Annotated in this window: 24 protein-coding genes; 15 read left to right on the top strand and 9 right to left on the bottom strand. The window is 71.7% G+C overall.

What is annotated here, in order from left to right:
• Positions 1 to 51: 51 nt before the first annotated feature.
• Complete coding sequence (locus AN216_RS06605; RefSeq protein ID WP_244502352.1) at positions 52 to 867, bottom strand: IclR family transcriptional regulator; 816 nt, start codon at positions 865 to 867, stop codon at positions 52 to 54.
• Positions 868 to 1,167: 300 nt separating this feature from the next.
• Between AN216_RS06605 and AN216_RS06610 the strand changes: the two genes are divergently transcribed.
• Both AN216_RS06610 and AN216_RS06615 read left to right on the top strand, forming a co-directional pair.
• A complete protein-coding gene (locus AN216_RS06610) occupies positions 1,168 to 2,022 on the top strand; it encodes an LLM class F420-dependent oxidoreductase (protein WP_070195649.1) in 855 nt (284 codons plus the stop codon).
• Positions 2,023 to 2,043: 21 nt separating this feature from the next.
• Entirely contained in the window at positions 2,044 to 2,571 is a 528-nt protein-coding gene (locus tag AN216_RS06615) for a nuclear transport factor 2 family protein (RefSeq protein WP_070195650.1), read from the top strand.
• Between the two features lie 68 nt (positions 2,572 to 2,639).
• Here AN216_RS06615 and AN216_RS06620 read toward each other — a convergent pair whose 3' ends face one another.
• The 3 genes from AN216_RS06620 to AN216_RS06630 all read right to left on the bottom strand — a co-directional run bounded on the left by AN216_RS06620 (position 2,640) and on the right by AN216_RS06630 (position 6,930).
• Positions 2,640 to 4,145: an MFS transporter gene (locus AN216_RS06620; protein WP_070195651.1), complete on the bottom strand. Its 1,506-nt coding sequence runs from the start codon at positions 4,143 to 4,145 to the stop codon at positions 2,640 to 2,642.
• Between the two features lie 345 nt (positions 4,146 to 4,490).
• Positions 4,491 to 5,894 (bottom strand): amidase, encoded by a 1,404-nt coding sequence (locus AN216_RS06625; RefSeq protein WP_070195652.1) that lies wholly within the window; start codon positions 5,892 to 5,894, stop codon positions 4,491 to 4,493.
• Positions 5,895 to 6,012: 118 nt separating this feature from the next.
• A complete protein-coding gene (locus AN216_RS06630) occupies positions 6,013 to 6,930 on the bottom strand; it encodes an SDR family oxidoreductase (RefSeq protein WP_070195653.1) in 918 nt (305 codons plus the stop codon).
• 165 nt (positions 6,931 to 7,095) lie between these two features.
• Between AN216_RS06630 and AN216_RS06635 the strand changes: the two genes are divergently transcribed.
• From AN216_RS06635 to AN216_RS06650, 4 genes are read left to right on the top strand one after another with little or no spacing between them, the layout of a single operon-like run.
• On the top strand, positions 7,096 to 7,860 hold the full coding sequence (locus AN216_RS06635) for an enoyl-CoA hydratase family protein (protein ID WP_070195654.1): 765 nt from the start codon (positions 7,096 to 7,098) through the stop codon (positions 7,858 to 7,860).
• Positions 7,857 to 8,729, top strand: a complete 873-nt coding sequence (locus AN216_RS06640; protein WP_338059231.1) for a CoA transferase subunit A — start codon at positions 7,857 to 7,859, stop codon at positions 8,727 to 8,729. The genes AN216_RS06635 and AN216_RS06640 overlap by 4 nt, the downstream gene beginning before the upstream one ends.
• Positions 8,722 to 9,549, top strand: a complete 828-nt coding sequence (locus tag AN216_RS06645; protein ID WP_244502353.1) for a CoA-transferase subunit beta — start codon at positions 8,722 to 8,724, stop codon at positions 9,547 to 9,549. The genes AN216_RS06640 and AN216_RS06645 overlap by 8 nt, the downstream gene beginning before the upstream one ends.
• Positions 9,546 to 10,610 carry an NAD(P)H-dependent flavin oxidoreductase gene (locus AN216_RS06650; RefSeq protein ID WP_070195656.1) on the top strand — a complete coding sequence of 355 codons (1,065 nt, stop codon included), beginning with the start codon at positions 9,546 to 9,548 and terminating at the stop codon, positions 10,608 to 10,610. Before AN216_RS06645 ends, AN216_RS06650 begins: the two co-directional genes overlap by 4 nt.
• Positions 10,611 to 10,676: 66 nt before the next feature.
• Here AN216_RS06650 and AN216_RS06655 read toward each other — a convergent pair whose 3' ends face one another.
• The 4 genes from AN216_RS06655 to AN216_RS06670 are packed head-to-tail and all read right to left on the bottom strand — an operon-like array spanning position 10,677 to position 14,449.
• Positions 10,677 to 11,834 carry an acetyl-CoA C-acetyltransferase gene (locus AN216_RS06655; protein WP_070195657.1) on the bottom strand — a complete coding sequence of 386 codons (1,158 nt, stop codon included), beginning with the start codon at positions 11,832 to 11,834 and terminating at the stop codon, positions 10,677 to 10,679.
• 30 nt (positions 11,835 to 11,864) lie between these two features.
• A complete protein-coding gene (locus AN216_RS06660) occupies positions 11,865 to 12,458 on the bottom strand; it encodes a TetR/AcrR family transcriptional regulator (RefSeq protein WP_070195658.1) in 594 nt (197 codons plus the stop codon).
• A 42-nt stretch (positions 12,459 to 12,500) separates the two neighbouring features.
• Positions 12,501 to 13,286, bottom strand: coding sequence for an SDR family oxidoreductase (locus tag AN216_RS06665; protein ID WP_070195659.1), 786 nt, complete (start codon positions 13,284 to 13,286; stop codon positions 12,501 to 12,503).
• Positions 13,283 to 14,449, bottom strand: coding sequence for an acyl-CoA dehydrogenase family protein (locus AN216_RS06670; protein ID WP_070195660.1), 1,167 nt, complete (start codon positions 14,447 to 14,449; stop codon positions 13,283 to 13,285). The genes AN216_RS06665 and AN216_RS06670 overlap by 4 nt, the downstream gene beginning before the upstream one ends.
• A 46-nt stretch (positions 14,450 to 14,495) precedes the next feature.
• Here AN216_RS06670 and AN216_RS06675 point away from each other — a divergent pair, with 46 nt between their 5' ends.
• From AN216_RS06675 to AN216_RS06695, 5 genes are all read left to right on the top strand, one after another.
• Positions 14,496 to 15,377, top strand: coding sequence for an enoyl-CoA hydratase (locus AN216_RS06675; protein ID WP_070195661.1), 882 nt, complete (start codon positions 14,496 to 14,498; stop codon positions 15,375 to 15,377).
• The gene (locus AN216_RS06680) at positions 15,377 to 16,591 is read left to right on the top strand and encodes an acyl-CoA dehydrogenase family protein (protein WP_070195662.1); all 1,215 of its coding nucleotides are present in this window, start codon (positions 15,377 to 15,379) and stop codon (positions 16,589 to 16,591) included. The genes AN216_RS06675 and AN216_RS06680 overlap by 1 nt, the downstream gene beginning before the upstream one ends.
• The gene (locus AN216_RS06685) at positions 16,591 to 17,652 is read left to right on the top strand and encodes an acyl-CoA dehydrogenase family protein (protein WP_079166329.1); all 1,062 of its coding nucleotides are present in this window, start codon (positions 16,591 to 16,593) and stop codon (positions 17,650 to 17,652) included. The genes AN216_RS06680 and AN216_RS06685 overlap by 1 nt, the downstream gene beginning before the upstream one ends.
• On the top strand, positions 17,653 to 18,741 hold the full coding sequence (locus AN216_RS06690) for an acyl-CoA dehydrogenase family protein (protein WP_070195663.1): 1,089 nt from the start codon (positions 17,653 to 17,655) through the stop codon (positions 18,739 to 18,741). It abuts the gene before it with no gap.
• Between the two features lie 238 nt (positions 18,742 to 18,979).
• Positions 18,980 to 20,605: a sensor histidine kinase gene (locus tag AN216_RS06695; protein WP_070195664.1), complete on the top strand. Its 1,626-nt coding sequence runs from the start codon at positions 18,980 to 18,982 to the stop codon at positions 20,603 to 20,605.
• A gap of 42 nt (positions 20,606 to 20,647) precedes the next feature.
• Here AN216_RS06695 and AN216_RS26585 read toward each other — a convergent pair whose 3' ends face one another.
• Positions 20,648 to 20,983: a hypothetical protein gene (locus AN216_RS26585; RefSeq protein ID WP_079166330.1), complete on the bottom strand. Its 336-nt coding sequence runs from the start codon at positions 20,981 to 20,983 to the stop codon at positions 20,648 to 20,650.
• Between the two features lie 88 nt (positions 20,984 to 21,071).
• On the opposite strand from AN216_RS26585, the gene AN216_RS06700 reads away from it, so the two are divergent.
• From AN216_RS06700 to AN216_RS06715, 4 genes are read left to right on the top strand one after another with little or no spacing between them, the layout of a single operon-like run.
• Positions 21,072 to 22,274 carry an aromatic ring-hydroxylating oxygenase subunit alpha gene (locus AN216_RS06700; protein WP_170843050.1) on the top strand — a complete coding sequence of 401 codons (1,203 nt, stop codon included), beginning with the start codon at positions 21,072 to 21,074 and terminating at the stop codon, positions 22,272 to 22,274.
• Between the two features lie 10 nt (positions 22,275 to 22,284).
• Positions 22,285 to 23,214, top strand: a complete 930-nt coding sequence (kce, locus tag AN216_RS06705) for a 3,5-dioxohexanoate:acetyl-CoA acetone transferase (RefSeq protein ID WP_070195665.1) — start codon at positions 22,285 to 22,287, stop codon at positions 23,212 to 23,214.
• Positions 23,201 to 24,163 carry a 3-hydroxyacyl-CoA dehydrogenase NAD-binding domain-containing protein gene (locus AN216_RS06710; RefSeq protein WP_070195666.1) on the top strand — a complete coding sequence of 321 codons (963 nt, stop codon included), beginning with the start codon at positions 23,201 to 23,203 and terminating at the stop codon, positions 24,161 to 24,163. Before kce ends, AN216_RS06710 begins: the two co-directional genes overlap by 14 nt.
• A 32-nt stretch (positions 24,164 to 24,195) precedes the next feature.
• The gene (locus AN216_RS06715; RefSeq protein WP_070195667.1) at positions 24,196 to 25,164 is read left to right on the top strand and encodes a PDR/VanB family oxidoreductase; all 969 of its coding nucleotides are present in this window, start codon (positions 24,196 to 24,198) and stop codon (positions 25,162 to 25,164) included.
• Positions 25,165 to 25,187: the final 23 nt, after the last annotated feature.

Below are 25,187 nucleotides of genomic sequence, written 5' to 3' on the forward strand. Positions count from 1 at the left end.
CTGGGCCCGGCGCGGGACGGGGGGCGGACGACGCTCCTTTCACAACACTCCCTAGAGCCAGTCGCCGTTCTCGCAGGCGACCATCAGCCGGTCCATGGCCCGCGGGGACCAGGTCTCCTCCGGTGCGGCGGACGCGTGCCGTGTCCGCTCCCGGGCGCCCATCCCCGGGAACAACGCCAGGCCGACCTGCCGCGCGGCGTCCGCGACCAACGGCGCGACCTTCTCCAGCGGGGCGCGCTCCTCGCCCGCCAGCGAGAGCGCCGCCACCGGACCCTCGGGGCCGCGTACGGCCATCGCCACACAGGAGATCTCGGGGGCGCACTCGCCACGCTCGAAGGACAGGCCGCGGCGACGCCGGATACGGTTGAGCTCTTGGTGGAGTGTCGGCAGGTCGGCGATCGTGCGACGGGTGAGCCGGCCGATGGTGTCGTCCATCAGCCGGTCGGCTTCCTCGGGTTCGAGCCAGGCCAGCATCGCCTTGCCGAGTGCCGTCGAGTGGGCCGGGGCCCGGCCGCCGACCCAGGAGGGGACGGAGTTGGCGAACCGGCCACCGAGCTTGTCGAGATAGCACACCTCGGGACCGTCGAGCACGGCCAGGTGGACCACCATGCCGGTGCGCATGTGGAGTTCGTGGATACGTCCGGCGGCGGCGGCACGGATCTCGGCGTGTGTGCCGTCGCCGCCGCCCAGACCGAGTGCCCGGCGACCGAGGCCGTAGCCGAACTCGGTGTGCTCCAGCCAGCGGAGGCGTACGAGCTGGTCGAGGATGCGGTGCGCCGTGGAGCGCGGCAGCCGGGTGCGGCGCGCGATGTCCTCCAGGGACAGTCGGGTGGTGCGCCCTTCAAAGGCGTCCATGATCAGTGTCATGCGCTCGACCATCGACGGCGGCAGCTCTCTGCGGGCCGGCGGGTCCGCAGTGGGCACAGCGTCTGTAACCGTCATGGGGCTGCCCTCCAGACGAACTGAAATGAATTCTGTTTTTGGAATCTAGCAGCGGCCCGGGAGACGCGAAAGAGGTGCGCCCGAGTTCGCTGGTGCCGCGGCGGTGGCGTTTCCACGCACCCGCCCGGCTCTCCCGGTGAGCGGGACCGTACGGACCGTGGGGAGCACGTGCGCTGTAGGAATCCCTCGGTCGACCGTGAGCGCGAGCAGAGATGAGGGACGCACATGCGGATCGGGATCACCTCACCCGTGGTGGTGCGGGTGCCGGGTGCCTCCTCCCCCTGGGAGGCGGACGCCGGCATCGACGACCTCGGCCGGATAGCCGAGACCGCCGACGAGTTGGGCTTCCACCACCTCACCTGCAGCGAGCACGTGGCCGTCCCCACCGAGGTCGCGCGGGTCCGCGGTGGCACCTACTGGGACCCCCTCGCCACCCTCGGCTACCTGGCCGCACGAACCCGCCGCATCCGACTGGCCACCCAGGTGCTGGTGCTCGGTTACCACCATCCCCTCGAGATCGCGAAGCGGTACGGCACCCTGGACCGGGTCAGTGGCGGCAGGCTCACCCTCGGGCTCGGCGTGGGCAGTCTCCGCGAGGAGTTCGACCTGCTCGGTGCCCCGTTCGAGGACCGGGGGGCACGGGCGGACGACGCGCTGCGCGCGCTCCGGGCGGCACTCTCCCGCCGGGAGCCGGAATACCACGGCGAGTTCTACGAGTTCGCGGACCTCCTGGTCGAACCGCACGCCGTCCAGGAGCACCTGCCGCTGTGGATCGGCGGACGTACGCCCCGGTCCCTGCGCAGGGCCGTGACGCTCGCCGACGGGTGGGTGCCCTTCGGCCTGCCGCCGGAGAAGCTGCGGGAGATGCTTGACCGGGCCGCGCCGCCCGCGGGCTTCGAGGTCGTCCTCAGCACCGGCCCGCCGGTCGATCCGACGGGGGCGCCGGAGGCGACGGTCCGCGCCCTGACACGGCTGCGGGAGACCGGGGCCACCGTGGCCTCCACCTCCCTCAGCGCGCACTCCGCCATCCACTACCGCGAGCAGTTGACCGCTCTGCACGAGCTTGCCAAAGACCTGTGACCCGGAGGGGAGTCGACGTCCATGACGGATACCGAGCGACGACTGGCCGAGGCCGAGGAGCGCCTCGCCCTGCTGGAGGGGCGGCTGGCCCGGCTCGAGGACGAGGCCGCCGTCACCGCGCTGATCCTGTCCTACGGCCCGCTCGTGGACAGCGGTCAGGCCGAGGCCGTGGCCGCGCTGTGGACGCCCGACGGGGTCTACGACGTGGACGAACTGCTGATGACGGGACGCGCGGAGATCGAGGCCATGGTCCGCTCCGGCAAGCACCAGCGCTGGATTCGCGAGGGCTGCGCACACGTCGTGGGCGCTCCCCGGGTACGCGTCACGGGGGACGAGGCCGTGGCCGTCTGCTACACCCTCATGATCGTACGGGCGCCGGAGGCCGGGGAGTTCACCCTGCGCCGAGCAACCGCGAACCACTGGAGGCTGCGCCGGGGCCCGCACGGCTGGCGGGTGACCGTACGGAGCAACCGGGTGCTGGACGGGCGGCCCGAGTCTCCCGAGTTGCTCGCGTCCGGCGTGGGCGCCGCGCCGGAGCGGGACGCCTGAGCGGGACGCCGGGGCAACTGAGCCCGCATCCGGGCGGCCCGGGGACGGTCCCCGGGCCGCCCGGTGGTTCAGCTGGCCGACTCGGCGGGAGAGAGCCGCGGCTCGTCCTCGACCGACGGGACGTCGGGCTCGGCCAGGCCACCCCGGGCGGGCTCGCGTCCGTGCCTCATGACCAGGGCGACCACCACCCCGACCACGCCCACCGCCGCGGCGTACGTATAACCGTTCACCAGGGCGTTGTCCGTGTACACCATGGTGTCGGAGCCCGGTTCGGCCGGCACCACGTCGTTCGACACGATGGCTCCGGTGATCGCCGTGGACACGCCCGCGGTCAGCAGCGCGGCCATGCCGCCGATCGAGTTGCCCACGCCGCTCTGCGAGTCGGGCAGCGCGTCCTGCACCAGGTTGGCGTTGGAGGAGTGCAGACAGCCCACCGCGCAGCCCACGGTGAAGCTCAGCACGGCCACCTGCCAGTACACCGTGAACAGTTGCGTGCCCAGGTACATCGCCAGGATGAACAGGACCCCGGCGGCGAGGAGCACCTGTCGGGCGCCGATCCGCTTGGACAGATAACCGCCTAGCGGCCCCACGAACATCCCCGCGATACCCATCGGGCAGGTCCAGAGGGCGTACTCGAGCGCGGACAGCCCGGCGCCGTAGCTGATTCCGGGGATCTCCGGCCAGGTCATGAGCATCGTCGGGGCGATGAACGCGTGCGCGTTCATCACGTACGCCACGCAGGAGACCGCCAGGATGGTCGGGCCGAACCTCCGGCCCATCAGCACGTCCAGGTCGATCAGCGGGTTGCGGCAGACTCGCTGCCAGTACACGAACCCGATCAGCATCCCGCTCCCGAGGAACACGAGGAACAGGGTGCTCCCGGCGGTCCAACCCCAGTCGGTGCCCTGGGTGACGCCGAGCAGCAGGATGCCGATGCCCGGGCCGAGCAGCGCCGTGCCCAGGAAGTCGATCGGCTGGGTGGCGCGTACGGGGCTCTCCGGGACGAGCATCCCGAACACCGGCAGCAGCACCGTCACGTAGAGCGCCAGGAACCAGAAGATGCCGTCGACGCCGAAGTCGTCGAGGAGCCAACCGGCCAGGAACGGGCCGGCGATACCGGACATGCCGACCCCGGTCACCACCATCCCGAGCGCGATCGGCACGAAGTCGCGGGGCATGATGTCACGCACGAGGCTGTACGACATCGTGACGACTCCGACAAGACAGCCCTGCAAGGCCCTGCCCAGCAGCATCATCGGGAGTGAGGTCGCGAGCGCGCAGACCACGCTCCCGACGATGAAGACGAGGCCGAGCAAAACGATGATCCGTTTCTTGCCCCACTTGTCCGCGGCCTTGCCGACCAGCGGCATCACCGTCGCGCCCGCCAGCGTGAGGATCGAGGCGACCCAGGCGATGTGCACGGTCTCAAACTCCCTGGCCATGCTCGGCAGCGCCGGATAGACCATGAGGACTTCGAAGGTCGCGATCTCGGAGAAGAGGATGATCAGGGCGAGCACGCCGAACAGGCGACGTTTGGGCACCGTTCCGTGTGCCGGATCGAGGTTGAGTGCCATCGTGATCCTTTGTCGAGGGGGCGGGAGTGCCGCGGTTCCGCGACCTAGCCCGGACACGGGCCGTACTCGAGAGGGCCGCACGGGCGGAGAGCCCTGACCCGGGGCGACTCGGACGGCGTCCAGTGAGACACAGTGAGCGGCGTCACCCGCTGGCGGTCCCAGCCACCGGGACGTACGAGCGGACGGGTGCCTCCCACGCTCGGACGTGCGCCCGCGGCCCGCTCGTGCCACGCGTCGGGGCGCCCGGCGGGGAGGTTCGCGGTGGGATACGGCCGTCCCGCCACGGGCGCGACCGCCGGGCGGCGCGCTCAGGCGGGGCCTGGGACGCGGGCCTCGGAGGGGGCCTCAGACGGGGGCGCGCACCGGCCATGGCGCGGCCTGTTCCAGTTGGGTCGCCAGGGCGAGCAGCGTCCCCTCGCCTCCGAGGCCGGCGACGAACTGCACGCCCAGCGGCAGCCCGTCGGCGTCCTGGCCGTACGGGACGGACATGGCCGGCATGCCGGTGACGTTGTGGACGCTGGTGAACGCGGAATAGCTCGCGGCGTGTTCGTAGATCGCCGCCGGATCGCACGTGTCGAGCAGCCCGAGCGGGGGTGTGGGCCGCGCGAGGGTCGGGCTCAACAGCAGGTCGTGCTCGCGGAACGCCGCGCCGACCCGCCAGCCGATCTCCTGTACGCGCCGCAGCGCGCGGCTGACCTCGACCGCGGGGACGGTGCGGTAGTGCTCGTACAGCACCCGGGTGAAGGGCTCGATGTCGCCGTCGGTCAGCGTTCGGCCGAGCCGTTCGAGCCGCGCGTCGAGCTGGGCGACCAGCTCGCCCCCCATGAGCACGGCCGAGGCGGCGCTCACCTCCTCCGGCCGGTAGGGTGCCGGCACCTCCGTCACCTCGTGTCCGAGCCGTTCGCAGAGGTGTGCCGCCGCGACCGCGGCACCGGCGGAGGCCGGATGCGTCTCGGGCCCGCCCGGCAAACTGGTGACCAGTCCGATCCGCAGCCGGCCCGGATCGCGCCGTGCCAGGGCGCTGAACGTGTCGGCCGGGGCGGGGGCGGCGTACGCGTCCCCGTGGAGCGGGCCGGCGACGATGTCGAGGAGTTGGGCGCTGTCCCGAACCGTCGTGGTGACGGCGTGGTGTGCCGTGACGAGCCCGGAGAGCGTGGTGGGGCGGGGGGCGGGCGAGACCCGGCCACGGCTCGGCTTGAGGCCGAACAGCCCGCAGGCCGCCGCCGGTATCCGGATGGAGCCGCCGCCGTCGCTGGCATGCGCGACCGAAACCATGCCGGCCGCCACGGCGGCGGCTGAGCCGCCGCTCGAACCACCGGGCGAGTGGGCGGTGTTCCAGGGGTTGCGGGTCGGGCCGTACAGCGTCGGCTCGGTGCTGGCGTTGAGCCCGAGTTCGGGGGTGTTGGTGGTGCCGAGGACGACCATGCCGGCCCGCCGGCAGCGAGCCACCAGTTCGCTGTCGCGCGCGGCGACCCCCTCGGCGAACAGGCGGCTGCCGCTGGTGGCGGGGAGGCCGGCGACCTCCGTACCGAGGTCCTTCACCAGGAAGGGCACTCCACGCAGCGGCCCGTCCGGAAGCCCGGCGTCCACTTCGGCCCGGGCCTCGTCGAAACGAGTGTGGATCACCGCGTGGTGTGCGGGGTTGAGTCGCTCGATCCGGGCGATCGCCCCCTCGACCACGGCACCGGCGCTGACCTCCCCGGTCCTGATCGCCGCCGCCGTGGCGGTGGCGTCCCATTCGTCGGTCAACGTCCCTCCTCGCGCTCGTGTGTTCGCACCGTAGGCGTACGGCGTCGGGCCCGGGCGGCGTTCCCGCTGACCGGAACGCGGCCGAGCCCGTGCGACCGGACACGGTGCGGCCCTCGCCTCACTCGGCGCCGTAGACCGGCCGCGGGCCCTCGGCGTCGGCGAGCAGGGCGCGGGCGGCCTCGCCCGCCTCCGCCGGGCTCCAGCGGGCGCCCTTGTCCACGGTCGGGCCGGGCCGCCAACCGTCCATGACGGTGATCCGTCCCGCCTCCGCCTCGAAGACCCGGCCGGACACCTCGGCCGAGGCGTCCGAGCCCAGCCACACGACCAGCGGCGAGACGTTCTCCGGCGCCATGGCGTCGAAACCGCCGTCCTCGGGGGTCGCCATGGTGTCCGCGAAGGTCTGCTCGGTCATCCTGGTGCGTGCCGCGGGCGCCACGGCGTTGACGCGTACGCCGTACCGCCCCAGCTCCGCCGCGGCGACGAGGGTCAGACCGAGGATTCCCGCCTTCGCGGCGGAGTAGTTGCCCTGCCCGACACTGCCCAACAGCCCGGCTCCGGAGCTGGTGTTGACCACCCGAGCCCGCGGCGTACGCCCGGCCTTCGCCTCCGCGCGCCAGTGGCCGGCGGCGTGCTTGAGCGTCAGGAAGTGTCCCTTGAGATGGACACGCATGACGTCGTCCCAGTCGTCCTCACTGAGGTTCACCAACATGCGGTCGCGCAGGAATCCTGCGTTGTTGACGAGAGTGTCCAGGCGGCCGTAGGTCTCCAGGGCCGTGGAGACCAGCGAGGCGGCGCCGTCGGTGGTGGCGATGTCCCCGCGGTGTACGACCGCCTGGCCGCCGTGTGCCGTGATCTCGTCGGCGACCCGCTGGGCGGGCTCGGCGGCGCCGCCCGAACCGCTGCCGGCGAGGCCGACGCCGAGGTCGTTGACCACGACCCGGGCGCCCTCGGCCGCGAGGGCGAGGGCGTGCGCGCGGCCGAGTCCGCGGCCCGCTCCGGTGACGACGACGACGCTTCCTTCGCAGAGTCCGGTCATGAGGGCTGGCGTCCTTTCACTGAGCGCAGGGGCCGGTCTCGGTACGGAGGGAGGCGGGTGTCCGGTCGGTTCCACGAGAACGGGACACCGGACACCCTCCCAGGAGCCGAGGACCACTGCTACGGTGCCTAACAAATGTTTGGTTGAAAGGTAGCTGATCTGCCCATGGCTGTCTCCACCTCCGTCCCACGGGACGGCATCGCCGTCGTCACCGTCGACTTCCCCCCGGTCAACGCGCTCCCGGTGCGCGGCTGGTACGACCTGGCCAGCGCCGTACGTACCGCCGGCGCCGACCCACAGGTGCGCTGTGTGGTACTGGAAGCGGCGGGTCGGGGCTTCAACGCCGGCGTCGACATCAAGGAGATGCAACGCACGGCTGGCCACGACGCCCTCATCGGCGCCAACCGCGGCTGTTACGAGGCGTTCGCCGCCGTCTACGACTGCGAGGTCCCGGTGGTCGCCGCCATCCACGGCTTCTGCCTGGGCGGCGGCGTCGGCCTCGCCGGCAACGCCGACGCCATCGTCGCCAGCGAGGACGCGACGTTCGGGCTGCCCGAACTCGACCGGGGGGCGCTCGGCGCCGCCACCCACCTGGCCCGCCTGGTCCCGCAGCACCTGATGCGCGCCCTCTACTACACCTCGCGCACCGCCACGGCCCACGAGCTGCACCAGCACGGCTCGGTGTGGCGGGTCGTCCCTCGGGCGGAACTCTCCACCGCGGCCCTGGAGTTGGCCACCGAGATCGCGGCCAAGGACGGCAGTCTCATCCGGCTCGCCAAGTCCGCGATCAACGGCATCGACCCGGTGGACGTACGCCACAGCTACCGCTTCGAACAGGGCTTCACCTTCGAGGCGAACCTCAGCGGGGTGGCCGACCGGCACCGGGACGCCTTCGTGTCCGTCAAGTCCACCGAGGGAGAGCAGCCGTGAGCGACAAGACGATGACGGCCGAGGACGTGGTCGGCCGCCTGGAGAGCGGCATGACCCTCGGCATCGGCGGTTGGGGCTCCCAGCGCAAGCCGATGGCTCTCGTGCGCGCCCTGCTGCGCTCGGACCTGACGGACCTCACGGTCGTCAGTTACGGCGGCCCGGACGTCGGGCTGCTCGCCGCCGCGGGAAAGATCCGCAAGCTGGTGGCGGCGTTCGTCACGCTGGACTCCGTCCCGCTCGAACCGCACTTCCGCGCCGCCCGACAGCGGGGCGCGTTCGAGATGGTGGAGCTGGACGAGGCGATGTTCATGTGGGGCCTGACCGCCGCGGCGCAGCGGCTGCCCTTCATGCCGGTACGGGCTGGCATCGGCTCGGACGTGATGCGGGTGAACCCGACGCTGCGCACGGTCACTTCGCCGTACGCGGACGGCGAGGAACTGGTCGCCGCCCCCGCGCTGCGGCTCGACGCCGCGCTCGTCCACCTCAACCGTGCCGACGTACACGGCAACGGGCAGTATCTCGGCCCCGACCCGTACTTCGACGACCTGTTCTGCGAGGCCGCGGACGAGGCGTACGTCTCCTGCGAACAGCTCGTCGACAGCGCGGAGTTCGAGAAGGCCGGGGGCCCGCAGACGCTGCTGGTCAAGCGCGCGTTCGTAAGCGGGGTGGTGGAGACACCGAACGGCGCGCACTTCACCTCCTGCGTCCCGGACCACGGTCGGGACGAGGCGTTCCAGCGCTCCTACGCGCAGGCCGCCCGCGACCCCGAGGGGTGGCGGGCCTTCAGCAGCCGCTTCCTCTCCGGGGACGAGGACGCGTACCAGGCCGCGGTGGCGGCGTTCCACGAGGAGGCTTCGGCGGATGTCTGAGACCGGACCATCAGCACCGACGGCACAGGCCACACAGAGCACACAGACACCGACGGCCCAGTCGGCGCGGCCGGCCACCCGCGCCGAGTACTGCGCGGTGGCCTGCGCGGAGGCGTGGCGGGACGCGGGTGAGGTGCTGGCCAGTCCGATGGGCACGCTGCCGGCGATCGGCGCCCGGCTGGCGAAGCTCACCTTCTCCCCCGACCTGCTGCTGACCGACGGTGCGGCACTGCTCGTCGGCGACGTGGCGCCGGTCGGCGCCGCCGCCGGCGTGGTCGAGGGCTGGCTGCCCTACCGCGCGCACCTTTCCCTGGTGGCGACCGGGCGACGGCACGTGATGATGGGCGCCAGCCAACTCGACCGCCACGGCAACCAGAACATCTCCTGCGTCGGCGACTGGGCCCGACCCGAGCGGCAGCTGCTGGGCGTACGCGGAGCACCGATCAACACCCTCAACAACCCGACGAGTTACTGGGTTCCACGGCACTCCCCCCGGGTCTTCGTCGAGCGGGTCGACATGGTCTGCGGAGTGGGCTACGACCGCGCCGCCGCGGCCGGCCTGGCCGCTACCCGCTACCACCGGCTGCCGGAGGTGATCAGCGACCTGGCGGTGCTCGACTTCGAGACCCCGGACCGTACGATGCGGCTGCGCTCCCTGCATCCCGGTGTCACCCTCGAACAGGTCCGGGAGGCCACCGGCTTCCCGCTCGCCGTGCCCGGGGAGGTGCCGTACACCCGCGAACCCACCGCCACGGAGCTGCGGTTGATCCGCGAGGTGATCGACCCGTCCGGGCTGCGGGACCGCGAGGTCTCCGCATGAGCGAGGTGCGGCTCGCGACCCCGCTCACCGAGCTGACCGGGGTACGCCACCCCCTCGTGCAGACCGGCATGGGCTGGGTGGCCGGGCCCCGGCTGGTCTCGGCCACCGCGAACGCGGGGGCGCTCGGCGTCCTCGCCTCCGCCACCATGTCGGTGGACCAGCTTCGTGCGGCCGTACGCGAGGTGAAGGAGCGCACCGACGCGCCGTTCGGCGTCAACCTGCGGGCGGACGCGAGCGACGCGGACGAGCGCGTACGGATCATCGTCGACGAGGGCGTGGCGGTCGCCTCCTTCGCCCTCGCGCCGTCCCGGGAGCTGATCGCCCGGCTCAAGGACGCGGGGGTGGTGGTCATCCCGTCCATCGGCGCCCGGCGGCACGCGGAGAAGGTCGCCGCCTGGGGCGCCGACGCGGTGGTGGTGCAGGGCTCCGAGGGCGGCGGGCACACCGGTCACGTCGCCACCACGGTGCTGCTCCCGCAGGTCGTGGACGCGGTGGACATCCCGGTGGTCGCCGCGGGCGGTTTCCACGACGGGCGGGGGCTGGTGGCGGCCCTCGCCCAGGGCGCCGCTGGCGTCGCCATGGGCACCCGCTTCCTGCTGACCTCCGACAGCACCGTCCCGGAAGCGGTGAAGGAGAGGTACCTGGCCGCCACGGTACGGGACGTCACGGTCACCACCAGGGTGGACGGGCTGCCGCACCGCATGCTCCGTACGCCACTGGTCGAGGAACTGGAGCGCTCGGGCCGGACCACCGAGCTGCTGCGTGCCGTACGGCACGCCGCCGCCTTCCGGCGGGAGTCCGGGATGAGCTGGCCCCAGCTGGTGCGGGACGGCCTGGCGATGAGACGTGGCCGGGGACTGTCCTGGAGTCAGGTGCTCCTGGCAGCCAACACGCCGATGCTGCTTCGCGCTTCGATGGTCGAGGGGTGTACGGACCTCGGGGTGATGGCCTCCGGCCAGGTCGCCGGGGTGATCGAGGACCTGCCGTCCTGCGCGGAGCTGGTCGAACGGATCATGGTGCAGGCGCGGACGACCCTGCGGGAACTGCCGGTCGCGCGCTGAACGATCACGCCCGGTGCCACCGACCCCGGACCCGCCGCTCGCCGCGTGTCCGGGGCCGTGGTCGGGTCAGAGCCGCTCGATGATGGTGACGTTGGCCTGGCCGCCGCCCTCGCACATGGTCTGCAGGCCGTAGCGCCCGCCGGTGCGCTCCAACTCGTGCAGCAGGGTCGTGGTCAGCCTGGTGCCGGTGGCGCCCAGCGGGTGTCCCAGGGCGATCGCACCACCGTTGACGTTCACCTTCTCCGGGTCCGCACCGGTCTCCCGTAGCCACGCGAGCACGACCGAGGCGAACGCCTCGTTGATCTCGACCAGGTCGATGTCCCCGAGCGACATGCCCGCCTTATCCAGCGCGTACGCCGTCGCGGGGATCGGCGCGGACAGCATCCGGATCGGGTCCTCGCCGCGGACCGAGAGGTGGTGTACGCGGGCGCGGGGAGCCAGCCCGTGTTCGCGTACGGCACGCTCCGAGGCGAGCAGCATCGCGGAGGCCCCGTCGGAGACCTGGGAGGAGACCGCGGCGGTCAGCCGGCCGTCCTCGACCACCGGCCGCAGGCACGCCATCTTCTCCAGACTGGTGTCCGCGCGCGGCCCCTCGTCGGCGGCCACCTCGCCGTACGGCACGAGTTCCCGGTCGAACCGGCCCTCCTCGGCCGCCCGCAGCGCCCGCTGGTGCGAGCGCAGCGCGAACTCCTCCATCTCGCGACGCGAGATCGCCCACTTGTCGGCGATGAGTTCGGCGCCGTGGAACTGGTTCACGGGCTGCTCGCCGTAGCGTGCCCGCCAGCCCTCGGAACCGGCGTACGGGCCCTCGGTCAGCCCCAGCGGCTCGGCGGCCTGGCGGCTGGCGAAGGCGATCGGCACCTGCGACATGTTCTGCACGCCACCCGCGACCACCAGGTCCTGGGTGCCGGAGAGGACGCCCTGGGCGGCGAAGTGCAACGCCTGTTGGGAGGAACCGCACTGCCGGTCGACGGTCACCCCGGGCACCTCCTCGGGCAGCCCGGCGGCGAGCCAGCAGGTGCGGGCGATGTCGCCGGCCTGCGGGCCGACGGTGTCCAGGCAGCCGAAGACGACGTCCTCCACGGCGGCCGGTGGCGCGCCGGCACGCTCCATCAGCGCCTTCAGCACGTGCGCGCCCAGGTCGGCCGGGTGCACGGTGGCGAGTCCGCCGTTCCGCCGCCCGACCGGCGTACGCACCGCCTCGATGATGTATGCCTCGGCCATGCCTGCTGCTCCTTCACTCACGGTTCCCGGTCATTGCGGCCGGACGGCGATGCCCTCCAGCACCATCGACAGGTACTGGTGGGCGATCTCCTCCGGACTGTGGTGTCCGCCCGGCCGGTACCAGGACGCGGCGACCCACACGGTGTCGCGCACGAAGCGGTACGTCAGCCGTACGTCCAGGTCGGCACGGAACGTGCCGGCGGCCACGCCGCGCTCCAGGGTGCCGAGCCACGCCTTCTCGAACTTCCGCTGTGACTCGGCGAGATAGCCGAAGCGCGGGTGGTCGGCGAGGTGCTTGGACTCCCGCTGGTAGATGGCGACCGCGTCGCGATGCTGGTCGATCTCCCGGAAGGACTCGGTGACCAGCGCCTCCAGGGTCTCCCTGGGGCCGAGGCCGGCGGCGAGGACCGCGTCGTAGCGCGCCCACAGCTCGTTCAGGAAGGTGGACAGGATCTCGTCGAGCATCGACTCCTTGGAGTCGAAGTGGTAGTAGAGGCTCCCGGCCAGCATTCCCGCCGCGTCCGCGATCTTGCGTACGGTCGTGGCGTCGTATCCCTGGGCGGCGAAGACCTCGCCGGCGGTGGCCAGCAGTTCCTCGCGGCGCTGTGGCGACCGACTCACCATGGTCTTCTTCTCAGTTGGTTTCGGCACGCGGACATTCTCGCCTCAGGCATGCTGGCTGCTGACCGAGAGCACCTCGCCGGTCATGTACGAGGAGTAGCCGCTGGCGAGGAAGACGATCACGTTGGCGATCTCCCACGGCTCCGCGTACCGTCCGAACGCCTCTCGGGACGTCAGCTCCTCCAGCAGTTCCGGTGTCGTGACCTTCACCAGGTGCGGGTGCATGGCCAGGCTGGGCGAGACGGCGTTGACCCGTACGCCGTACTCCGCGGCCTCCAGCGCGGCGCAGCGGGTGAGCGCCATGACTCCGGCCTTGGCGGCGGCGTAGTGCGCCTGCCCCCGCTGGGCACGCCAGCCGATCACCGAGGCGTTGTTGAGGATCACGCCGCCGCTGCCCGCCGCCTTCATCCGGCGCAGCCCGGCGCGTACGCAGCGGAAGGTGCCGTTCAAGGTGATGTCGAGGACCGTCGACCACTGCTCGTCCGTCATGTCCACCAGGTCCGCGGTGCCGCCGAGTCCGGCGTTGTTCACCACGATGTCGAGCCGGCCGTGGCGCTCCTCGGCGCGCTCGAAGAGCGCCTCGACCTGGACCTCGTCGGTGACGTCGCAGGGCAGCGCCGTGACCCGCTCCGCGCCGAACTCGGCGGCGAGTTCGGCCTCGGACTCCTCCAGCCTGCGGGTGTGCGCGTCGGACAGCAGGACCTCGGCGCCCTCTTCCAGCAGCCGTCGTGCGGTGGCGCCGCCGATGCCGGCTCCCGCAGCGGCGGTGACCACCGCGGTGCGTCCGGTCAGCAGATCGTGGCCTGGCACGTACGCGGGCTCGGTGGTCACGGGCGAACCTCCTTCGGCAGGCCGAGCACCCGCTCGGCGATGATGTTCCGCTGGATCTCGTTCGAGCCGGCGTAGATGGTGTCGGACCGGGAGAAGAGGAAGAGGCGCTGCCAGTCGGTGAGATCGTAGGGCGCGCCGGCGGCGAGCAGGCCGTCCGCACCGCAGACGTCCATGGCGAGTTCGCCCAGCTCGCGGTGCCAGGTGGCCCAGTAGATCTTCCCGATGGAGGCCTCCGGGCCGGGTGAGCCGGCGGCGACTGACTCGATCAGCCGCAGCGCGTTGAAGCGGATGGTCTCCAGGCCGATCCAGGCCCGGGCGAGCCGGTCCCGGATGACCGGGTCGGTGGCGGCGCCGTTGCGCTGGGCCAGCTCGGTCAGGGCGGTGAGTTCGCGCCGGAAGCCGACCTGTTGGCCCAGGGTGGACACGCCGCGTTCGAAACCGAGGGTGGCCATCGCGACCTTCCAGCCGTCCCCGGGGGCGCCCACGACGTTCTCGGCAGCGGTGCGCGCGCCGTCGAGGAAGACCTCGTTGAACTCCGAGGTGCCGGTCAGCTGATGGATCGGCCGGATGTCGACGCCGGGCTGGTCCAGCGGGACCAGCAGGTAGGACAGCCCGTGATGCCGGGTGGACCCGGGGGTTGTCCGGGCGACGACGAAGCACCAGTCGGACTCCAGGGCCAGCGAGGTCCAGATCTTCTGACCGGTGACCTTCCAGGTGTCGCCGTCCAGTTCGGCCCGCGTGCGGATGTTCGCCAGGTCCGATCCCGCGTCCGGCTCGCTGTAGCCCTGGCACCACAGCTCCTCCACCGCGACGATCGTCGGCAGGAAGCGCTCCCGCTGCTCGGGCGTGCCGAAGGCCATCAGGGTGGGACCCAGGAGCTGTTCACCGAGGTGCCCCACCCGGGCGGGGGCGTCGGCGAGGGCGTACTCCTCGTGGAAGGCCACCTGCTGCTCCAGGGTGGCGCCCCGACCGCCGTACTCCGTCGGCCATCCGACGCAGGTCCAGCCGGCGGCGGCCATGTGGCGTTCCCAGGCGAGCCGTTCGGCGAACGCCTCGTGTTCCCGGCCGGGCCCGCCTCGCCCGCGCAGGTCCGCGAAGTCGCCGGTGAGGTGGGTCCGCAGCCAGTCACGGATCTCGTTCCGGAACTCCTCGACGCTGCTCATGGCCGTACGCTAACCTACCAAACACTTGTTAGGGAAGGAGCGGCGAATGTCGAGTGTCCACGACGCAGCCTCCGAAGGCCCTGAGGCCCAGGACGAGCCGGTGCGGTACGACAAGCGGGGCACGGTGGCGACCGTCACCATGAACCGGCCGGAGTACCGCAACGCCCAGAACTCCGCGATGACCTACGCCCTCGACCAGGCCTTCTACCGCGCCGCCGACGACGACGAGGTCAAGGCCGTGATCCTCGCCGGTGCGGGCAAGCACTTCTCGGCCGGTCACGACATCGGCACCCCGGAACGCGACGCCCACCTGCCGTTCGACCGCAGGGCCGGGCTGTGGTGGGACCACTCGGACAAGGAGGGCGCGGAGAGCCGGTTCGCCCGCGAGTCCGAGGTCTACCTGGGCATGTGCCGCCGCTGGCGCGAACTACCCAAGCCCGTCATCGCCTCGGTGCAGGGCGCGTGCGTCGCCGGCGGGCTCATGCTCGCCTGGGTCTGCGATCTGATCGTCGCCGCCGACGACGCCTTCTTCGCCGACCCGGTGGTCCGTATGGGCATCCCGGGAGTGGAGTACTTCGCCCACCCGTGGGTGATGCCACCACGCGTCGCCAAGGAGTTCCTCTACACCGGCGACCGGATGAGCGCGCGGCGGGCGTACGAGGTCGGGATGGTCAACCGGGTGGTGCCCCGCGCCGAACTCGCCGACAGCACACAGGAGCTGGCGCTGCGGATCGCCCAGATGCCGCGCATGGGGCTGGCGCTCACCAAGCGCGCCGTCAACCAGGCCGAGGACCTGCAGGGCCTGCACAGCGGCATGGACTCGGTCTTCGGGCTGCACCACCTCGCCCACGCGCACAACGCCGAAACCGCCCCCGACCCCCTCGGCGGCATGGACATCGGTGCCATGAAGAAGGAGGGCGGTTCCTGATGGACCTCGACTCCACGCCCCAGCAGGACACCGTACGCCGGGAGGCCCGCGCCTGGCTCAGCGCACGGGTGCCCACGACGCCGCTGCCCTCGCTGGAGACCCGGGAGGGCTTCGCGGCCCACCGGGAGTGGGAGCGCACGCTGCACGCCGACCGCTGGTCGGTGGTCTCCTGGCCCGAGGAGTACGGCGGGCGCGGCTGTTCCGTCCTGGAATGGCTCACCTTCGAGGAGGAGTACTACGCGGCCGGCGCGCCCGGCCGGGTCAGCCAGAACGGCATCAACCTGCTGGCCCCCACCCTCTTCGAGCACGGCACCGACGAACAACGCGCTCGCGTCCTGCCGCCCATGGCGAGCGGCGAGGTGATCTGGGCGCAGGCGTGGTCCGAACCGGAGGCGGGATCAGACCTGGCGTCGCTGCGCTCCACGGCCGTACGCACTCGTGGTGGCTGGCTGTTGAGCGGCCAGAAGACCTGGTCCTCCCGTGCCGCCTTCGCCGACCGCGCCTTCGGGCTCTTCCGCAGCGACCCGGACGCCGGAAAACCGCACCACGGACTGACGTACGTCATGTTCCCGCTGGACGCCAACGGTGTGACCGTGCGCCCCATCGGACGGCTGGACGGCAAGCCGGCCTTCGCCGAGATCTTCCTGGACGAGGTCTTCGTGCCCGATCAGGACGTCATCGGCGAACCCGGCCGGGGATGGCGGGTCGCCATGAGCACCGCCAGCAACGAACGGGGGCTCACCCTGCGCAGCCCCGGCCGGTTCACCGCCGCCGCCAACCGCCTGGTCGAACTGTGGCGGCGGCGCGCTGGCCCCGCTGGCCCTGGTGATCCTGCTGGCCCCGCTGGTCTCGCCGGCCACGTCGACACCGCGCTGCGCGACCGGGTCGCCGACGCCGTGATCGGCGCCCGCGCCTACCAGCTCTTCACCTACGCCGGCGCCGCACGGCTGGCTGCCGGCGGCGCGATCGGCGCCGAGTCGAGCCTCAACAAGGTCTTCTGGTCCGAGTACGACATCGCCCTTCACGAGACCGCGCTCGACCTGCTCGGCCCGTACGGCGAACTCGCCGACCACGCCGGCGACTCACCCGGGCACGGCGGTTGGACCGAGGGCTACACCTTCGCGCTCGCCGGCCCGGTGTACGCGGGCAGCAACGAGATCCAGCGCGACATCATCGCCGAGCGGCTGCTCGGCCTGCCGAAGGGACGTCGGTGATGCGGTTCCTCCTCGACGACGAGCAGCGGGAGTTCGCCCGGACCCTGGACGACATGCTCACCGCCGCAGACACCCCGGCGGCCGTACGCGACTGGGCCACCGGCGACCACGCTCGGGGCCGTGAGCTGTGGGCGCGGCTCGCCGACGCCGGTGTCCTCGCCCTGGCGGTGCCGGAACGGCACGACGGTCTCGGCCCGCTCCCCCTCGAACTGACCGTCGCCCTCACCGAACTCGGCCGCCACGCGGTGCCCGGTCCGTACGTCGAGACGGTGACGGTGGCCGCCTTCCTGGACCGGCTGGGCGACGAAGCCACCGCGACAACCTGGCTGCCCGACATCGCCGCCGGACAGCGGACGGTCTCCCTCGCGCTCCTGACGCCCGCGTCCCCGTACGCGCTGGACCCCGACGCGGCCGACGCCGTGTTCGCCGTGGACGGCGACACCCTGCGCCTGGCGGAGTCGGCGGACGAGATCCAGCCCTCCGCGGACCCGGCCCGCCGGCTGGCCAGGCCGCGCGGCGGCACGGTCCTCGCCCAGGGGCCGCCCGTACGAGCCGCCGCCGCACACGCCCTGAACGTCGCGGCGCTGGCCACCGCGGCCCAGAGCCTCGGCCTGGGCCGCGCCCTGCTGACGCGTACGGTCGAGTACGCCCGGCAGCGCAGCCAGTTCGGCGTGCCGATCGGCTCGTTCCAGGCCGTGAAGCACCGGCTGGCGGACACCCTGATCGGCCTCGAGTTCGCCCAGCCGCTGGTCCACTCCGCGGCGCTCGCCCTGGCGGCGGACGACCCGGCCGGCGGACGGGAGATCGCCGCGGCGAAGGTGGCGGCGGGCGAGGCCGCGTACGTCGCGTCCCGTACGGCCCTGCAACTGCACGGCGCACTCGGCTACACCGAGGAACTCGACCTCTCCCTCTGGATTCGCAAGGCCCGCCCGCTCCGTGACGCCTGGGGCACGCCGGCGGCCTGCCGCGCGGGCGTGCTCGCCGACGGCCTCGCCGGTGACGGCACCGATGACCGGGCTGGTGGCCGTGTTGCCGCCGGCCGTCCGGAGAGGAGCGCGTGAGTGCGGAGCACTGAGGAACAGGAGGCGTTGCGGTCCGCCGTACGCTCGTTGCTCACGCGGCACGCGGGAGCGAGCGCCTGGCGGCCCCTGACGGAACAGGTCGGCGTCGCCGGGCTGTGTGTGCCCGAGGAGTACGGTGGCGCGGGTTACGGCACCCGGGAAGCGCATGTCGTACTGGAGGAGTTGGGCCGGGTGCTGAGCCCGGTGCCCTATCTGGGTTCCGCGGTGCTGACCGTGCGGGCCCTGCTCGACTCCGGCGACGAGGCGGCCTGCGACCGGCTACTGCCCCGCATCGCCGACGGCGCCGCCCTGGGCTCGCTGGCCTGGGCCGAGGGTGGGTCCTGGGCGCCCGAGGCGATACGCGCCACGGCGACGGCTCGGGAGGACGGCAGCTGGCGGATCGACGGCGCGAAGGAGCACGTCCTGGACGGCGCGCAGGCGGACGTGCTGCTGCTGGCCGCCCGTACGAAAGCCGGGGTCTCCCTCTTCGAGGTGTCCGCCGACGACCCGGGAGTCCACCGCGAGACCACGGTGACCATGGACCAGAGCCGCTCCCTGGCGCGGCTCGCCTGCGCGGGGGCGACCGGCCGACTCATCGGCGCGGAGGGCGCCGGGGCCCTAGTGCTGAACCACGTCATGGACCTCGCGTGTACGGCGCTCGCCGCGGAGCAACTGGGCGCGGCCGAACGCTGCCTGGAACTGACCGTCGAACACGTCACGCAACGCGTGCAGTTCGGCCGACCCGTCGGCTCCTTCCAGGCGGTGAAGCACCGACTGGCGGACGCGTACGTGCTGGTGGAATCGGCACGCTCGGCGGCGCTGGGCGCGGCCGACGCGGCGGCGGAGAACTCGACGGTGGGGAGCGCGGCGGAACTCACCCGCCACGCGTCGGGTGCCAAGTCCGCCTGCTCGGAGGCGTTCTCGGCGGTCGCGGGCGAGATGATCCAGTTGCACGGCGGCATCGGCATCACCTGGGAACACGACGCCCACCGCTACTTCAAGCGGGCGCACGGGTCCGCCCAGCTCTTCGGCTCCCCGGCGTGGCACCGGGACCGGCTGGCCACCGAGCTGGGACTGCCGAGGGGTTGAGGCCATTCCGGCGCGGTGCTCCGCCAACGGCACCTGGGGGGCGGAGCCTCGCCGTACTGATCGGCACATCGCCGCCACCGCGAACGGCGTGATCAACATCCCGCCCCCGGAGATGGTGTTCCCGGGGAGAGAGCCGGGGCGTCGAAGCCGCGCGGACGGATCCCGTACTCTCGGCCGAATCGAACAGGTACGGACACCTCCGTATCCGCCCGGCACGAGACGGCGAGGGGGCCCAGGCATGCGCTTCCGCGGACCTCGCCGGGTCTTCTCCCAGGTCCTGGTGATGCAGCTGGCCCTCATCACCGGCGTGACCGCCCTGGTCAGCGGCCTCTTCCTGGCTCCGCTCAGTGACCAGCTCGACCGTCAGGCCATGCGACGGGCGCTGGCCATCGCCCAGAGCACCGCCACCCGCCCCGGCCTGGTGTCCGAGCTGAACACCCCGCCCTCGCCGGACGGCCCGGTGCAGCGGGAGGCCGAACAGATCCGCGAGGCGACCGGCGCCGCGTACGTCGTCGTCCTGAACGAACACGGCATTCGCTGGTCACATCCCTCACGCGGGGAGGTGGGGCGCCATGTCTCCACCGATCCCGGCGAAGTGCTCGCCGGGCGAGAGGTGATGCACATCGACGCCGGCACTCTCGGACCCACCGCCCGAGGCAAGGCGCCGTTGCGGAACAGCGAGGGCCGGGTGGTCGGCGCGGTCTCGGTCGGTATCGACTACGCGAGCGTGCGCAACCGTCTGCTGTCGGCCGTGCCCGACCTGCTGGCCTACTCCGGAGCGGCCCTGGCGGCCGGCTCGGCCGCCGCGTACGCGGTCGCCTTCCGACTGCGGCGCCGAACCCACGACCTGGCCTTCTCCGACATCTCGGCGCTGCTCGACGAGCGGGAGGCGATGCTGCACGGCATCCGCGAGGGAGTCGTGGCACTCGACCCGCACGGCCGCACCCGACTGGTCAACGACGAGGCCCAGCGGCTGATCGGTCTTCGCCCCGCTGATGTCGGCCGGCACGTCACGGACGTACTCGGCGAGGGCCGGGCCGCGGACGTACTCTCCGGCAGGGCGACGGGCGAGGACCTGTTGACGGTCAGCGGCGCTCGCGTCCTGGTCGCCAACCGGATGCCGACGGACGACGGCGGAGCGGTGATCACCCTTCGGGACCGAACCGAACTCGAGCGGCTGGGCCGGGAGCTGGACAGCACCCGAAGCCTGCTGGACGCGCTGCGCGCGCAGGACCACGAGCACGCCAACCGGTTGCACGCGCTGCTCGGCCTCCTGGAACTCGGCCTGTACTCGGAAGCCCAGGAGTTCATCACGGAGGTGCTGGGCGTGCACCAGGCCGCGGCGGAACAGGTGGCGGTGTCCGTACACGATCCGCTGATCGCCGCCCTGTTGGTGGGGAAGGCCGCGGTGGCCGCCGAGCGCGGCGTGGCACTGTGGATCAGCCCCACCACCCTGCTGCCGAACCGGGTGGTGGACCCGAACGCCGTGGTGACCGTCATCGGCAACCTGGTGGACAACGCCTTGGACGCGGCGACCGGGACCCCGGAGGCGACGGTCGCGGTGGAACTGCGCGCGGAGGGCCGCACCCTGCTGCTCCAGATCACGGACACCGGACCCGGGATACCACCGGAGCAACGGGACCTGATCTTCACCGAGGGGTGGACCACCAAGAAGACCTCGGCACACCGGCAGCGCGGAATCGGGCTCTCCCTGGTGCGCCGGCTGACCGAGCGGTTCGGCGGCGAGGTGTCCGCCACCGCGCTCGAGGGTGGCGGGGCCGAGTTCTCCGTCGTCCTTCCCGAAACACTCGCGAACCCGGAACACGTACCCCGTCAGGCGTACGGGGCGGGAGACGCCTCGTGAGCGACGTCCTCGCCAGGGACCACGGCCCACACGTGGCCGGGGTCACCAGGGCCTACGTCGCGGGGCGACCGGGCTACCACCGCCTCCGACGACAGGAACAGACGCGGCGGCCTCGGTCCCTGCCGCGGGGCCGAGGAGCTTGGCCCGCTTGGCTGCCACGGCCTCGGGATCAGCGGGTCCATTTGACGTTGTCGAAGTCAGCAACGAGTCCGTCAGGTTGTCTCGCTCGATCTGCCGCTGAGCCGCTCGTGCCAGGTACGCGGAGATCCCACGCTTCCCGACCCGGTCACGGATCACGTTCAGCGTTCCGGCGGTGAGCGTGACGGAGATTCCGCTACGGGGACCGTCCTCAGGAAGGGACTCGGGGTCATCGGTCATGGCACAAGTATGGCTGACAGCGGCATCACCTGAACGGTCATTCAACCGGGGATTGAACGATCGTACAGTTCATCCTATGGTCGTAGGCATGGCTACTCTCACCGAGGACGAGATCAGGGCGATCGCCGCCGGCTACCACGAGGACCCCGCACGATCGATGTCGCTGCGCGCGGAGGCCTACACCGACCCGAAATGGCACGCCGTGGACCGCCAGTCCATCTTCGGCCGCACCTGGCAGTGGGTCTGTCACGTGGAGCAGCTCACCAAGCCCGGCGACTACGTCTCCACGACCGTCGCCGAGACGCCGATCCTCGTCGTCCGCGACCGCTCGAGGCGGCTGCGCGCCTTCTACAACGTCTGCAAGCACCGGGCGCACGAGCTCCTGTCCGGCTCCGGGACGACCCGCACCATCGTGTGCCCGTACCACGCCTGGACGTACGACCTGAGCGGCGCGCTGGTGGGAGCACGCCAGACGGACCAGCTGACCGCCTTCGACAAGACGGAGATCTGCCTCGACCAGATCCAGGTCGAGGAGTTCTGCGGTTTCGTCTACGTCAACCTCGACCCCACCGCCCCGCCGCTGGCACGGCAGGCTCCCGACCTCGCCGCCGAGATCACCCAGCGGGCTCCCGACATCGCGAACCTCACGCACGCCAAGCGGCTGCACTACGACGTACGGACCAACTGGAAGAACGTCATCGACAACTTCCTCGAGTGCTACCACTGCCATGTCGCGCACAAGGAGTTCGTTTCCCTCGTCGACATGGACACCTACGACGTCAAGACCCACGGCATCTGGTCGAGCCACTTCGCGGACGCGGGCACGTCCGAGAACGCCGCATACGACGTCTCCGACGCGACCGTCACGGAGCACGCGGTGTGGTGGCTGTGGCCCAACACCTGTCTGCTGCGCTACCCGGGGCGGGGCAACTTCATGGTCTTCCAGGTCCTGCCGGCCGGGCCCGACCGGACCGTGGAGACCTGGGACTTCTTCCTGGAGAGCACCGAGCTGAACGAGGCCGAGAAGGAGTCGGTGCGGTACATCGACGAGGTGCTCCAGGTGCAGGACATCGACCTGGTCGAGAGCGTCCAACGCGGCATGAGCACGCCCGCCTTCGACCAGGGGCGGATCGTCTACGACCCCGCACGGGCGCCGGGGCTCTCCGAACACGGCGTGCACCACTTCCACGGTCTCGTCCTCGAGGCGTACCGCTCACTCGTGACGGGGAGCGGGCGTACCGCCGACGCCGAAGCGCCCGCGACCGCCGTACAGGCCACCGCACGGAGCTGAGGGGAGGAACATGTCCAAGCCAGTCATCATCACCTGCGCCCCAACCGGCGGCATCCACACCCCGACGATGTCGCCGCACCTGCCGATCCGCCCGGAGGAGATCGCGGACGCCTCCGTCGAGGCGGCGCGGGCCGGCGCGGCCATCATCCACCTGCACGCCCGCGACCCGGAGACCGGCAAGCCCGATCCCCGGCCGGAACTCTTCCAGCGGTTCATGCCGCGGATCTCCGCCGAGTGCGACGCCGTCATCAACGTGTCCACCGGCGGCGGCCTCGGCATGTCCCGCGAGGACCGACTCCGCGCCGCCACCACGACCTCGCCCGAGATGGCCTCGCTCAACGTCGGTTCGCTCAACTTCGGCATCTTCCCGATGCGGCGGAAGTACGAGCGCTGGCAGCACGACTGGGAGCCGGAGTTCCTGGAGTCGACGCGGGACCTCGTCTTCAAGAACACCTTCGCCGACCTCGAGTACGTCGTGAAGGAACTGGGCGGGACACACGGCACCCGGTTCGAGTTCGAGGCCTACGACCTCGGCCATCTGTACAACCTCGCCTGGCTCGTCGACCAGGGATGGGTCGAGCCGCCGTTCTTCGTACAGCTGGTCTTCGGCGTACTCGGCGGCGTGGGCGCCGACCTGGACAACCTCATGCACATGCACACCATCGCGGACAAGCTCTTCGGCGACGACTACGAGTGGTCGGTGCTCGCCGCCGGCCGACACCAGATGCCCTTCGCCACCCAGGCCGCCATGCTCGGCGGAAACCTCCGGGTCGGTCTGGAGGACAGCCTCTTCATCGGCCCTGGCGAGCTCGCCGCGTCCAACGCCGATCAGGTGGCGAAGATCCGCACGATCGTCGAGTCCCTGGGACACACCATCGCGACTCCGGCCGAGGCACGCCAGCGGCTCGGTCTGAAGGGGGCGGCTCATGTCGGCTTCTGAGCAGCAGGACGACGACCCGGGCACGATCACGCACGTGGCGAGCCTCGGCGGCGGGGTGATCGGCCAGAGCTGGTGTGCGCTGTTCCTGGCCGCCGGCAGGTCGGTCGCCGTCCACGATCCGGATCCGCTGGCCGAGCGCAGGGTGCGGCAGGCGGTCGAGGATGCCTGGCCGGTGCTGACCCGGTTGGGACTGGCCGAGCACGGTGACCCGGAGAACCTGCGCTTCCACGACCACCCGTGCGCCGCGGTCGAGGGAGCCGGCTTCGTCCAGGAGAGCGTGCCCGAGCGGATCGGCGTCAAGCACGAGCTGTACGCGGCCATCGAGCCGGTGCTCGGGGACACGACGGTGGTGGCCTCTTCCGCCTCCGGGCTGACGCTGACGGAGATGCAGGCGGGCTGGCGCGACCCGGGCCGCTTCGTCCTCGGTCACCCCTTCAACCCCCCGCACCTCATCCCGCTGGTGGAGGTGATGGGCAACGAGCGGACCGACCCGGGAGTGGTGGACCGGGCACGCGCCTGCTACGCGTCGGTCGGCAAGGTGACCATCGAGGTCAGGCGCGAGATGCCCGGGCACGTCGCCAACCGGCTGCAGGCCGCGCTGTGGCGCGAGGCCATCCACCTCGTCACCGAGGGCGTGGCGAGCGTCGAGGACGTCGACACGGCGGTCTCCTCGGGGCCCGGACTGCGATGGGCCGCCATGGGACCGACCTCGCTCTTCCATCTGGGCGCCGGGGAGGGCGGACTCAGCGCCTTCTGCGAGCGCTACGCCGACAGCTTCAACCGCTGGTTCGACAGCCTGGGCAGCCCCCGTCTCGACGAGGACACGGCGCGGCAACTCGTAGAGGGGCTCCGACCGATCAGCGAGGCGCACTCCGTCGACGAACTGGCGCGCCGACGCGACGCGTTGATCACCGGAATGGTCGCACTCGCCCGGGGCGAGGAGCGCTGAGACCGTGTTCGAGGAAGGTGAGGGGGACGTTCATGCCGGCACTGAGTGACGGCGCCTCGCTGCGGCTGAGGGTGGCGCGGAAGACGCCGCTGGCGGGGGGCGTCGTACTGCTGGAGCTCTCCGCGACCGACGACGCCGAACTGCCCCGCTGGGGGCCCGGTGCGCACGTGGAGCTGTGCCTCCCGTCCGGCCTGCGGCGGCAGTACTCGCTGTGTGGCGATCCGGCGGCCCGCGACACGTACACCCTCGGTGTCCTACGGGAGGAGACCGGCCGAGGAGGCTCAGCCGAGGTGCACGATCGGCTGAACGTCGGCGACGAGATCCACAGTTCGCCGCCACGCAACCACTTCCCCCTGGTGGAGGCGCCCGACTACGTGCTGCTGGCCGGCGGCATCGGCATCACCCCGCTCAAGGCGATGGCCGAGGAGCTGCACCGGCGCGGCGCCTCCTGGCGGCTCGTCTACGGCGGGCGGAACCGGCGCTCCATGGCGTTCGCCGAGCTCCTCACGGGCCGCCACCCCGACCGGGTGACCCTGGTGCCCGAGGACGAGGAGGGGGTGCCCGAACTGACGGGGATCATCGAGACGATGTCCCCGGGCGCCCGGCTGTACTGCTGCGGTCCCCCGCCGATGCTGGCCGCGGCGACCACGGCCTGCGAACGCGCCGGACTCACCGACCGGCTGCATCTCGAGCGGTTCACCGCCGCCGAGGACACGCCTGACACGAGCGCCGACACCGCGTTCGAGGTGGAACTGCGGGAGACCGGCACCTCGCTGACCGTCGCCGCGGACCAGAGCCTGCTCGAGGCCGTACGGGCGGTGCGACCGGACATCGACTCCTCCTGCCAGGAGGGCTACTGCGGTACGTGCGAGACCCGCGTGCTCGACGGCCGACCGGAACATCGCGGAACCCTCATGTCCCCCGAGGAACACGAGGAGGAGGGCACGATGCTCATCTGCGTCGGGCGGGCCCGTAGCGCGAAACTGGTCCTGGAGCTTTGAGGTCCGCACCGTGCCCGCGCCCC

It is taken from the genome of Streptomyces oceani (assembly GCF_001751245.1).
Lineage (GTDB): Bacteria > Actinomycetota > Actinomycetes > Streptomycetales > Streptomycetaceae > Streptomyces > Streptomyces oceani.

What these genes read in the sequence shown, in the direction of transcription:
- kce (WP_070195665.1), top strand. Translation starts at nt 22,285, where the DNA reads ATGTCCAAGCCAGTCATCATCACCTGCGCCCCAACCGGCGGCATCCAC.
- AN216_RS06610 (WP_070195649.1), top strand. Translation starts at nt 1,168, where the DNA reads ATGCGGATCGGGATCACCTCACCCGTGGTGGTGCGGGTGCCGGGTGCC.
- AN216_RS06675 (WP_070195661.1), top strand. Translation starts at nt 14,496, where the DNA reads ATGTCGAGTGTCCACGACGCAGCCTCCGAAGGCCCTGAGGCCCAGGAC.
- AN216_RS06615 (WP_070195650.1), top strand. Translation starts at nt 2,044, where the DNA reads ATGACGGATACCGAGCGACGACTGGCCGAGGCCGAGGAGCGCCTCGCC.
- AN216_RS06670 (WP_070195660.1), bottom strand. Translation starts at nt 14,449, where the DNA reads ATGAGCAGCGTCGAGGAGTTCCGGAACGAGATCCGTGACTGGCTGCGG.
- AN216_RS06650 (WP_070195656.1), top strand. Translation starts at nt 9,546, where the DNA reads ATGAGCGAGGTGCGGCTCGCGACCCCGCTCACCGAGCTGACCGGGGTA.
- AN216_RS06620 (WP_070195651.1), bottom strand. Translation starts at nt 4,145, where the DNA reads ATGGCACTCAACCTCGATCCGGCACACGGAACGGTGCCCAAACGTCGC.
- AN216_RS06660 (WP_070195658.1), bottom strand. Translation starts at nt 12,458, where the DNA reads ATGGTGAGTCGGTCGCCACAGCGCCGCGAGGAACTGCTGGCCACCGCC.
- AN216_RS06605 (WP_244502352.1), bottom strand. Translation starts at nt 867, where the DNA reads ATGACACTGATCATGGACGCCTTTGAAGGGCGCACCACCCGACTGTCC.
- AN216_RS06655 (WP_070195657.1), bottom strand. Translation starts at nt 11,834, where the DNA reads ATGGCCGAGGCATACATCATCGAGGCGGTGCGTACGCCGGTCGGGCGG.
- AN216_RS06700 (WP_170843050.1), top strand. Translation starts at nt 21,072, where the DNA reads ATGGCTACTCTCACCGAGGACGAGATCAGGGCGATCGCCGCCGGCTAC.
- AN216_RS06645 (WP_244502353.1), top strand. Translation starts at nt 8,722, where the DNA reads ATGTCTGAGACCGGACCATCAGCACCGACGGCACAGGCCACACAGAGC.
- AN216_RS06715 (WP_070195667.1), top strand. Translation starts at nt 24,196, where the DNA reads ATGCCGGCACTGAGTGACGGCGCCTCGCTGCGGCTGAGGGTGGCGCGG.
- AN216_RS06710 (WP_070195666.1), top strand. Translation starts at nt 23,201, where the DNA reads ATGTCGGCTTCTGAGCAGCAGGACGACGACCCGGGCACGATCACGCAC.
- AN216_RS06695 (WP_070195664.1), top strand. Translation starts at nt 18,980, where the DNA reads ATGCGCTTCCGCGGACCTCGCCGGGTCTTCTCCCAGGTCCTGGTGATG.
- AN216_RS06635 (WP_070195654.1), top strand. Translation starts at nt 7,096, where the DNA reads ATGGCTGTCTCCACCTCCGTCCCACGGGACGGCATCGCCGTCGTCACC.
- AN216_RS26585 (WP_079166330.1), bottom strand. Translation starts at nt 20,983, where the DNA reads ATGACCGATGACCCCGAGTCCCTTCCTGAGGACGGTCCCCGTAGCGGA.
- AN216_RS06680 (WP_070195662.1), top strand. Translation starts at nt 15,377, where the DNA reads ATGGACCTCGACTCCACGCCCCAGCAGGACACCGTACGCCGGGAGGCC.
- AN216_RS06630 (WP_070195653.1), bottom strand. Translation starts at nt 6,930, where the DNA reads ATGACCGGACTCTGCGAAGGAAGCGTCGTCGTCGTCACCGGAGCGGGC.
- AN216_RS06685 (WP_079166329.1), top strand. Translation starts at nt 16,591, where the DNA reads ATGCGGTTCCTCCTCGACGACGAGCAGCGGGAGTTCGCCCGGACCCTG.